At 37.0% G+C, this 10252-nt stretch carries 9 protein-coding genes; 3 read left to right on the forward strand and 6 right to left on the reverse strand.

Annotated elements, in window-relative coordinates; translation table 11 throughout:
* Positions 1 to 1635: beta-propeller domain-containing protein (locus QMD21_01900; protein MDI6855524.1), on the forward strand; the 1635-nt coding region annotated here is incomplete at its 5' end.
* Positions 1636 to 1666: 31 nt separating this feature from the next.
* A complete protein-coding gene (locus QMD21_01905) occupies positions 1667 to 3199 on the forward strand; it encodes a DUF2330 domain-containing protein (GenBank protein MDI6855525.1) in 1533 nt (510 codons plus the stop codon).
* A gap of 205 nt (positions 3200 to 3404) precedes the next feature.
* Here the strand turns inward: QMD21_01905 and QMD21_01910 are convergent, their stop codons facing one another.
* The 5 genes from QMD21_01910 to QMD21_01930 form a co-directional block, all read right to left on the reverse strand.
* The gene (locus tag QMD21_01910; GenBank protein MDI6855526.1) at positions 3405 to 4418 is read right to left on the reverse strand and encodes an ATP-binding protein; all 1014 of its coding nucleotides are present in this window, start codon (positions 4416 to 4418) and stop codon (positions 3405 to 3407) included.
* Between the two features lie 129 nt (positions 4419 to 4547).
* Positions 4548 to 5399, reverse strand: a complete 852-nt coding sequence (locus tag QMD21_01915) for a radical SAM protein (GenBank protein MDI6855527.1) — start codon at positions 5397 to 5399, stop codon at positions 4548 to 4550.
* Positions 5396 to 5683, reverse strand: a complete 288-nt coding sequence (locus QMD21_01920; protein MDI6855528.1) for a lipoate protein ligase C-terminal domain-containing protein — start codon at positions 5681 to 5683, stop codon at positions 5396 to 5398. The genes QMD21_01915 and QMD21_01920 overlap by 4 nt, the downstream gene beginning before the upstream one ends.
* Positions 5652 to 6416 (reverse strand): biotin/lipoate A/B protein ligase family protein, encoded by a 765-nt coding sequence (locus QMD21_01925; protein MDI6855529.1) that lies wholly within the window; start codon positions 6414 to 6416, stop codon positions 5652 to 5654. The genes QMD21_01920 and QMD21_01925 overlap by 32 nt, the downstream gene beginning before the upstream one ends.
* A gap of 35 nt (positions 6417 to 6451) precedes the next feature.
* The gene (locus tag QMD21_01930; protein ID MDI6855530.1) at positions 6452 to 7408 is read right to left on the reverse strand and encodes a radical SAM protein; all 957 of its coding nucleotides are present in this window, start codon (positions 7406 to 7408) and stop codon (positions 6452 to 6454) included.
* Between the two features lie 51 nt (positions 7409 to 7459).
* Here QMD21_01930 and QMD21_01935 point away from each other — a divergent pair, with 51 nt between their 5' ends.
* Positions 7460 to 9283 (forward strand): threonine--tRNA ligase, encoded by a 1824-nt coding sequence (locus tag QMD21_01935; GenBank protein MDI6855531.1) that lies wholly within the window; start codon positions 7460 to 7462, stop codon positions 9281 to 9283.
* A 5-nt stretch (positions 9284 to 9288) separates the two neighbouring features.
* On the opposite strand, the gene QMD21_01940 is transcribed toward QMD21_01935, so the two are convergent.
* Positions 9289 to 10068, reverse strand: coding sequence for an MBL fold metallo-hydrolase (locus QMD21_01940; GenBank protein ID MDI6855532.1), 780 nt, complete (start codon positions 10066 to 10068; stop codon positions 9289 to 9291).
* Positions 10069 to 10252 lie beyond the last annotated feature (184 nt).

The raw sequence follows: 10252 nt of genomic DNA on the forward strand, positions 1-10252 counted from the left end.
GTACTAAAGAAATTCTCATCTTACGAAGAGCTGAAGAATTTTGTAAAAGTTTATAACAATTCTTGGTATTGGGCTGGCGAACTCGCGCTTGCTGGGAATGCTGCAGAATATTCTCCCAGAGACTATTCAACCACAAACGTGCAGGTTGAAGGTGTTGACGAAGCTGACATTGTAAAGAGCGACGGCAAGTATCTGTACATAGTCTCAGCGAAGAATATTGTAATTGTAGAAGCATATCCTACTGAGAATGCAACTATAGTGGCTCAGATTAACTTGACCGGAGTAGTACGCGGAATATTTATTAACGGCGATAAACTCGTTGTTTTTGAGGCGGAGCATGGTTATAAGATTTTCTACGTGCCATACAAACAGTTGAGGACGTTTATTAAGGTCTATGACATCTCAACCAGAACAAATCCTATCTTGGTGAGGAATGTATCTATCACGGGCTGGTACTTCAACTCCAGAATGATTGGTGAATATGTTTACGTGGTTGTTGAGCAGCATTTGTACTGGGAAAGTGACGAGATAATTCTACCGAAAATTTACTCTAATGAAAACGCCAAAACTATACCTGCAGCTGAAATCTATTACTGCAACGTTTCCGATTACTCATATACATTTACAACTATAGTAGCTGTGAACGTGCAAAATGACGAGCAAGCGCCAAGCTATCTAACTGTTTTGCTCGGCTCTGCCAGCAATCTGTACGTCTCTTTAGAGAATATTTATATTGCGGTCCATAAATGGCAGACTACTGAGGCAACGTTACTCTACAGAATACAACTTGAAGGTGCGGAGCTAGAATTGGTGGCGAATGGCGAAGTACCAGGTAGAGTTCTTAATCAATTCTCTATGGACGAATATAACGGGTATCTTAGAATAGCAACTACAACTGGAAATGTAGCAAGAATCTGGGGTGAGGCAACTTCTGAGAACAATATATATGTACTAGACTTAAGTTTAAATACTGTCGGCAGCTTAACAAATCTAGCGCATGGAGAAAGGATTTATTCAGCTAGGTTTATGGGCGATAGATGCTACTTAGTAACTTTCAGGCAAATTGACCCCTTCTTCGTGATAGATTTGAAAGATCCTAGTAGCCCTAAAGTTTTAGGCGAATTGAAAATACCTGGTTTCTCAAGCTACTTGCATCCTTATGATGAAGATCATATTATAGGCATAGGCAAGGAAGAAGCAAATGTGAAAATATCGTTTTTCGATATTTGCAACGTTACCAATCCAAAGGAAATAGACAAATACCTAGTAAACGGCGAATGGTCAGATTCCATGGTCTTAAGGGATCACAAAGCGTTTTTGTTTGATAAGTCAAAAAACCTTCTTGTGATACCAGTTTCGAAAGGAAGTATAGGGGTAAATAAATATTCTGCCTGGCAAGGCGTTTACGTACTCAACATATCTTTGGAAGGTGGTATTCGGCTTAAAGGCATGATTACTCATCTAGAAAACGATACCGTCAGGTGGTATTTCTCACCCTACTTTGTGAAAAGATCACTTTACATAGATAACCTGCTCTATACTGTCTCAGATAAAAAGCTAAAAATGAACAGTTTAGAGGATTTAGAAGAGCTTAACGAGCTAGAACTTCCTTACTCGGAAGATTATATTTACTAGTGCGTAGGAGAATTAATAGGAGGAATATAAAATGGAAAGCGTACCGAAAAAGCTCATAAAGAATACTAACAAAATTTTATGCATAGTAATAAGTTTGACTCTTGTACTCATTGCTTTGAGTAGCAGTGCTAATGCAGACAGAGGAATGGTTAGTCTGCAGGGCATTTCTGTGTATGAGCCAGGTCAAAAGGCAATTATTGCTTGGAATGGCAGCGAGGAAATCCTTATCCTTTCTACAGATGTACATAGCGAAAGCAACACATCAGTATTAGAAATACTGCCTCTGCCTTCTATGCCTAATGTAACGCTTGGAAATTTTAGCTCGTTCTACAAAATCCAAGAACTAATCTGGTATCATAGCTATTATAAGAGTGTGGAGGACCGAAATTATTATTTAGCGGCGGCAGCACTTGGAAATGAGAGTGTGGAAGTTGTGTTCCAGCAAAAGGTCGGCCTTCACAATATTACAATCGTTCATATAAAATCAAATGCAGAATACGCTGCTTGGATTGATAACTTTCTCATTGAGAAGAACGTAAGTAATGATGTTTTACCAGCACCATTAAACGCCTTAATCGCTGAGTATCTCAACTTAGGTATATCATACTTTGTGTTTGACGAGCTAGAGTTAACCCCTGCTATACGGAGTATCGAGCCGATTATATATCGATTTTCTACAACCTGTCTCTATTATCCACTTCGTATCTCGTCCATTGTTGAGGGTAACACTACAGTTACTTTATTCTGCATAACAGACCAAATTATAGATTGGAGCTCAGTGGAAAATTTAGGGTTTAACAGAAAAATCGAATTTGATTTGAACAAGACAGAACTTTTAGAGATTGAGCCGAAGATTGGCGAGATGTTCGGTAGTCGTGCTAGACTTTACGTATGTGAATGCTCAGTAGCGCTCCAAACATTAATCAGCGATATTAGAGCAACTGCTTTCACTATTGTCATTCAGCCAACGCATCCTCAAAATATACTTCAATCACCTCTCGCTATAGCTACTTTTCTTACAGCTACTGCGATACTTTTAGGACTGTTTTTCAGTGCAACAGAGCTCGGCAAATATAAATTATTCGCTTTTCTTATAGTACCTCTATTCACTAAACTAAAAAAAGAGGCTATTTTAGATCATTATACGAGGGGCAGAATACATGGCTTCATAGAAGCGAATCCGGGAGCGCATTTCAATTTAATCAAGCGCACTTTGGGCTTGAATAATGGTACATTATCATATCATTTGAGAGTTCTAGAAAAGAGCGGGTTAATAAAACACAGTAATGACGGATTTAAAGAAAGATTCTATCCTATCTACGCAGAAATACCGACAGTACCTTATCTTTCAAGCACAGAAGAAGCTATTCTTGAAGTGATAAAAGCTACGCCTGGAATAACTCAAAAAGAACTAAAATCGAAACTCAATTTAAGTCAGCCTTTACTGAGCTATTACACTACAAAACTTGCAGAGCTAGAGCTTTTAGAGCAGGTAAGAGAAGGCAAAGAGATAAAATATTATTTGAAAGAGAAAGTTGGGGAAGGTAATAGAGAAGAAAACTAAACTCAGTAGCCTAACTCCAAGGCAGTAAAAGAAACTTTTCGGCAGGAGCTCAACTGCTACAGCTTCCCAACCCATTTCTCTGCAGGAGTTATTAACAGAATCCAAGCAGGAATAAACAAAATCTTTTTATTGTCAATTGTTTCCTTTTTAAACAAATCTTTGGTTATAACGAGCGCTTCTTTCAGACTGAAATTTTCTAAAAATTTCAGTATTTTTTAGCCTCAATTTTTCCATATTTAACTTCTACCGGCAAAATTCCTTTCGAAGTTTTAATCACGGCATCTATTTCATAATTATTTCTATAATAATTTTTTGCATTGAACTTATTTATCACAAGATTCTCTACAACCTTCTCTAAAAATTTTTCTGTGTAAAAATGGGGTACTAAAGCAAAGGAAATAGATACGTTTGTCAGATAAATCTTTCTCAGCTTCCTAGAGGAGCTAACAAAACCTTTTCTATAATTATAAACTAATCTTAAAATCAGCGCGTATTCCAAATAAGAGATGTAATTAATTATTGTTGTTTTACTTCTTTTTAAATCTCTAGAAAGACTATCGTAGTTCAATACCATTCCCGGGCTCTCGGCAACCATTCTTATTAAAATATTTAGAAGTTCTATGTCTTTAAGACCAAACTCAACAGGCAAATCTCTATAAATAATCCTTTCGATCACACTGTTTTTAATGTAAGACTTAATTTTTTCATCATCATCCAGGTGAGTTATTTCTGGAAAGCCGCCCTTTCGCAAGTAGTCGAAGAAGTGCGGTAAAATTTTGTCTCTGTAGAGTTCAACTTTTTCTAATTCAACTTTCATACCTTTAAGATCCAAAAACTCATCAAAGCTTAACTGTGGAAGAATAAAGTCGTAGATTCTGCCTGCCAACGATTCTTTCGATTTCTTTTGCAGACTTACAGAAGCTGAGCCTGAAATGAAAAATTTAAGTTCTGGATAAATATCATAATAAATCTTCAATTTATTTTGCCAGTCTTTTGCCTTTTGTATCTCGTCTAAAAAAATATATATCCTAGTGTTTTCAAATTCTGCCTTCAGCACTTTCTCTCTGTATGTTTTTAATAAGTCATCTATATCTGCCGGCTCTTCGTCAAATGAAAAATACAGGATTTTAGTGGGCTCTACGCCTCTATTTAATAGTTCTTGAATAAGCTGATAGAATAAAGTTGTTTTACCAACTCTTCTTAACCCCATAACAAGCAAAATTTGTCTATCATTCAGATATTTCAATATTTCATTAAATAAAGGTCTCTTGTAAGGCTTCAGCAAACCCTCCTTTACCTTCTTTGTAATCCACCAGTCGTTGAATAAAGTTTACTAATATAATCTAAGTTATGGACTTACTAAAGCCTCAAACCTTTCAGACAAAGCGCAACAACTCTCAAATTTTTTTATTTTATAATTATTCGCGCTTGCAAACTCTAAAGTCTTTTTAGAAGGCAATACTATCCTTGTAACTCCGGCTTTGAGCGCTGCCATTTCTACCTTTTCTTTATTCTTCCTAGAGCGCATGCAGCCAAGCGCAAGTTCAGCTTTTGGAAATATTTTTTTAGCGTAAGCGATAACATTCTTCCAATCTTTTGGCTTCGGCTCTTTAAAATTATCAAGCTCAGCACCTTCAGTTTGTCGAAAACCAATAAAAACTATTATTTCAGGCTTAAGCTCTTTCAACAGCTCGAGACAGCGGCTCTCTTCTCCAAACCCAATGCACAAATGAGGCACAACAGCAATGCCATAACTCTTTATTAATTTTATATTCTCCAGATAGTCTTGAGGTGTTTTATTCAATCCAAATACCTCTTTTATTTGGCGCATGCCAGCGATATCTACAGAAGCAATATCGATACAATCTGCTAGACCATCAAGAATGTTTCTATCAACAAACCCAGAATGAAGATTTATTATTAGATTAGTCTCTTTTTTTATTTTCCTTAGTGCTCTAGCAATTTTATTTAAATTCAGCAATCCACCTTTTTTATCATACCCGCCACTTATCAAGAGCCCAATAGTGCCTTTATCTGCAAGTCTTCTGCATAATTTAATGAATTTTTCAGCGGTATCAGCGCACAGCATATTCTTTAAATAAAACCCATTGCAGTGCCTGCATTTGAGAATGCATTTACTGCCTGAAATAGATACAGCAGGAAATTTAGGCTGCGGGTAATAAACTTTGAGTTTTTTCATCTTGCGCTCATTATCAACTTAACAAAATCCTCAGTTGAAGCGCCGACAACAAGCACGTTGCCAGCATAAAAATCCGAAAGCGCTTTGCGAATCTTTTCTTCTTCTAACTTTAAGCCTCTCAGTAAGTTCTCCAAATCTTCAATCTTCTCTTCAGGATGCATGAAAAAGTCGCCTGTAATTTTAGCACTCAGAATCACAGAATTTTTTACTTCTAATGAGCATTTAATTAATTTGCCACCCTCAACTTTCAGACTAGCGCTTAAAATTCCACTCTTTAGTTCCATATTTCTCATCCCTTAGCTTAGTGGCTAGCTCCAACTCATCTTTAGTTAAAAAGCCTTCTTCCAGCTCTATATCCAAAGCATTCTCAAACCCTTTTATCATTGCATTCACAACTTTATTTCTGTCAGCTTCGCCAAGCTCCCTTTTAATAGAAGTAACCCTTTCCTCAGCGCTCCGGATCAATTTATCACGCATTTTCTCGTCAGGTACTTTAAGCAGAGAGAACATTAGCTTTGGATTTACATCGCAAAGTATTGTGCCGTGCTGCAGAATAGTATTGAGCTTTCTTGTATGGGCAGAGCCTGAAATCTTCTTGCCGCTAACGAGAATATCATTGACAGGCTTGAATTCTGCATTTAGCCCCAAAATCTTGAACCCCTCAACCAATCCTTTACAAAGAACAGCATAAGAGTCAAGAATATTTTTAGGTATCTTTGCATTGCTTTCTGGTACGCTAACAGAATAAGTAATCTCGCCTTCAGTGTCGTGATAAACAGCTCCTCCACCTGTTATTCTCCTTACTACATCTACTTTACTCAATTTACAAGCTTCCAAATCTACCTCTTCATTTATACCTTGAAAATAGCCTATTGAGACTGCAGATGGAAGCCATGTAAAGAAGCGCACTGTAGGTTTTGATTTACCAGCTGCAATTTCCAGCAGCACAGCCTCCTCAATTGCCATGTTAGTAAAAGCATCTTTAGAGCCTGTAAGTAGCAAGCGCCAAACTTCCATAAAAGGAATAATAGGCTCAAAAATAAAAAGATTTGCTAACTAAAAACTCCGTAATCTTTCAGGTCTTCTTTCGCCGCTACTATTTCATTCTTGCTCAACTCTTTAGGATAATTGTATAAAGGTCCCATAACACGCTCGTTATAAAAAGGTCTTGTGCAGTAGCTGCAGCCGCTTGTTTGAAAAGGCTTACCTGAACTTATTTTGCGCTCAATAACTTCTTTCTCTATAGAAATTCTTACAAGCTTGCCTTTTTCAAACTTAAAATCATCTAGTTTTGCAATATTATTTGTGATAAGCCATCGTGCAAGTTGAATAGCTCTGTAGCGCTTAACCTCAGGCCAGCCAAGCTTTAACTTAATACCTTCTAGAGGTGTGTATGAGAAAAGCGCAACCACTGCTCCTAAGTCATTGAGTTTCCAAATCGTATTTATCAAATCAAAATCACTTTCACCTACCCCTGCAATTAAATGCACAGTTGTAGCGCCAAAAATATCAATAGCATCTTTTATTCCGATTATATATTCTTCCCAGCCGCCTGCTCCAGGCTTTAGTTTATAAAACAGCTCTTCAGTGGCACAATCCAAACCAATACCAACGTTACTCACACCCGCCTCTCTAAGTTTCAGAAGCTCTTGCCTATTCAAAGGATTTACACAAGCAGATATCAAAATATTACTTCTATAACGCAATTCTTTAATCAAGTAGATAAGGTCTTGCAAAAGTGCAGGATATCTTAGAGTTTGAATGCAAAGTCTCTTTACTGCTTTGTTAATTTGTAATTTTTCTAAGAGCTTTTCAAGCTCGAACTCAGGCCATGTAACTCTTGAAAGGAATTTTTTATCTGCTTTACTAGAAATAGCTTGCGCGCAAAACTTGCAATTTGCAATGCATTGCTTCCCAAGCATTAGATAGAGAGTTTGCTGAGGAACTGCAATTTTTCCATCAACAAGTCCAAGCATAATTGCCGAGCCCAGAGAAAGTTTGATTTTCATTCTTTTGAAAAAAGATAGTTTTATTTTCTATAAAATGCTTTTCATTGAGTAATGAGACTGCTATTCATTCATTCAGACTTCATAGAATACGAGCTTAAGGAAAAATTGAAATTTGCAGAAGAGTGTAAAGACAAAAAGAAAAAGATAGAAGAATGTCTTGTTGTATTTACTGCAATTGAAGAAAATGACGAAAAAAACAGTAGAAAAATTATTTCTCAAGCATGTAAAGAAATTGTAGATGTGGCAAAGACAGTGAAAGCTGATAAAATAGTTATCTATCCTTACGCACATCTAAGTTCTTGCTTGGCTTCTCCGAGTGAAGCAGTTCAAATATTAAAAAATTTGGAAAGCAGTTTGAGAGAGCTAAAGTGGCCTGTTACTAGAGCTCCTTTCGGCTGGTATAAGGCTTTTACACTTAAATGCAAGGGGCACGCGCTTTCAGAGTTATCTAAAGAAATAAAATTAGAAGAAGAGGTAACAAGGGAGGAGATCCTAGAAAAGATAAAAAGCGATTATTATATTTTGACTCCTGATTGCAAGGAAATAAAAGTAGAGCTTGATAAAATAGAAGAGCTTGAAATTTTGAAGAAAAATGACGCATTAAAGAAATTTATATATTCTGAGGAGCTAAAAGCGCCGGCAAAAGAGCCCCCTTCTGTAAAGGCGATGCAAAGGCTAGAGCTTGTAGACTATGAGCAAGCTAGTGACTCAGGGCATTTCAGATTCTATCCTAAAGGACATTTGATATTCAAGCTACTCGGTGCTTGGGCTTCTCAGGTAGCTGAAAAACTTAACTGCTTAGAGATAGGCACTCCAATATTATACGATTGGTCTGAAAAAGATATAAAGGAGCAGGCTAAAAGTTTCCATTTAAGGCATTACGTGATTAGAGCAGAGGATAGAAATTTTGTTTTGAGGTTTGCAGCTGATTTCGGATTGTTTAAAATACTGAAAGATGCAACTATAAGTTATAAAAATTTGCCTTTCCGGATATATGAGCTATCTAAAAGCTTCAGATACGAGCAGCGCGGCGAGCTTTGCGGATTGCGTAGACTAAGAGCCTTCCACATGCCAGATATCCATTCTTTTACTAAAGATTTAGAGCAGGGCTGGGAAGAGTTCAAGGAACTTTATTGCAATTACGTTGAGCTTGCAAATAGCGCAAATATAGAGTATGTGAATGCATTCAGAGTAGTTAAAGAGCATTATGAGAGTTGGAAACCTAAATTGTTAGAGTTAGTAAAATATTCAAAAGAGCCTGCTTGGATTGAAGTGCTATCAGGTAAAATTCATTACTGGGTTGCGAAGTATGAGCTTCAAGCTATAGATTCTGTTGGAGGTAACACTCAGCTCTGCACTGTCCAGCTCGACCTAGAAGATGCCTCTAGATACGGAATAGTTTATACTGATGGAGAGGGCAAGAAAAAAGGCACAATAATATGCCATTCTTCGATAGGCTCTCTGGAGCGCTGGCTTTATGCGTTTCTTGAAGAAGCTCTAAAGCTAAAAAAACCTGAGCTTCCATTTTGGCTTGCACCTACACAGGTTAGGCTTATACCTGTGAGCAACGACTTCTTGGAGGATTGCGAAAAGCTTGCTTCGCAACTAAAAGCTAGAGCAGATATCGATGATAGAGATGAAAAAGTAGCTAGAAAGATAAGGGACGGAGAAAGAGAATGGATTCCTTATATTATTGTTTTCGGTGATAGGGAGCGCGAAAGTGGTAAACTTCCAGTAAGGTTAAGAAGCGGTGAGATAAAGGAATATTCAATTCAAGAGCTTACGGAAGAGTTAGAGAAAAAGCTCGAAAGCTATCCTTATGAAGCTCTTCCTTTGCCAAGATTGTTGAGTAAAAGAGTTGTGTTCAGAGGATAATGAATCTATACTTCTATTTCCATACCATCAGATGCAGCAATAACTTCTACCTTTAGCTCTTCGCTCAGCTTCTTCGCAATTTCCCAAGGCTTTGCTCTTAGCATGGTCATACCGAAATGCGTTAGTATAGCTTTTTCAGGCTTCATTTTAGTCAAAATCTCTTTTACATTTTCAATATTCAAATGCATTACATTCTCATCTTTATGAGGTATAGCCCTGACAACATTAATTATTAAAACATCAGAATTTTTGTAGTCTTCTATAAGCTCCGGAAAATATTTTGTATCTACCATAAAAGAAATTATTTTTCTGTCTAAATTGAATTTTATACCGTAAGTTTCTACTGGATGCAAATGCCTTACACTCGTTGAAAATTTTAGGTCCCCCAAACTATAATCTTTTCTCCCCTCCAGAACAACAATTTTCTCTAAAGAATTCCTTAAATAATTTAGCACAACCTTATCCTCTCCTTCAAGACATTCTTTTGGCGCGAACAGGGCACAGCGCTTCTTCAAACCGCCCTCTGTAACGGCATCTATCAGAATATTAACATCGTTTGAATGGTCTAAATGAGAGTGCGTGAGAATAATAGCACTTACTGCGCTTAAATCAATTTTAGGTTTTGCACTAGCGCATCTTACAATTGTGCCAGGACCGGGGTCTAAAATTATATTCTGATTCTTCATTCTAATAAAAACGCCTGCTGAGGAGCGCAATTGTTTAGCAACAACAAATCTAGCGCCAGCTGTGCCTAAAAATTTTATTATATCCTTTTCTTTGCCCATACTAAATGTGAAATCATTTTTTAGTTTAATATTACTTTCTAAAAAAACAGGTATTCATATAAAAAACTGTAAAGTCAGTGGACATCTGCAACATTAGCTCCAAAACAGAGATTTTTACTTACGGTGACGGGGGCTTATAAATGAACATGATTTACCCAAAGGTTACCTCTGGAGCGACAAATTC

It is taken from the genome of Candidatus Thermoplasmatota archaeon, from assembly GCA_030018475.1.
In the GTDB taxonomy this organism is placed as follows: domain Archaea; phylum Thermoplasmatota; class JASEFT01; order JASEFT01; family JASEFT01; genus JASEFT01.

What these genes read in the sequence shown, in the direction of transcription:
- QMD21_01905 (MDI6855525.1), top strand. Translation starts at nt 1,667, where the DNA reads ATGGAAAGCGTACCGAAAAAGCTCATAAAGAATACTAACAAAATTTTA.
- QMD21_01915 (MDI6855527.1), bottom strand. Translation starts at nt 5,399, where the DNA reads ATGAAAAAACTCAAAGTTTATTACCCGCAGCCTAAATTTCCTGCTGTA.
- QMD21_01920 (MDI6855528.1), bottom strand. Translation starts at nt 5,683, where the DNA reads ATGGAACTAAAGAGTGGAATTTTAAGCGCTAGTCTGAAAGTTGAGGGT.
- QMD21_01925 (MDI6855529.1), bottom strand. Translation starts at nt 6,416, where the DNA reads ATGGAAGTTTGGCGCTTGCTACTTACAGGCTCTAAAGATGCTTTTACT.
- QMD21_01930 (MDI6855530.1), bottom strand. Translation starts at nt 7,408, where the DNA reads ATGAAAATCAAACTTTCTCTGGGCTCGGCAATTATGCTTGGACTTGTT.
- QMD21_01935 (MDI6855531.1), top strand. Translation starts at nt 7,460, where the DNA reads ATGAGACTGCTATTCATTCATTCAGACTTCATAGAATACGAGCTTAAG.
- QMD21_01940 (MDI6855532.1), bottom strand. Translation starts at nt 10,068, where the DNA reads ATGGGCAAAGAAAAGGATATAATAAAATTTTTAGGCACAGCTGGCGCT.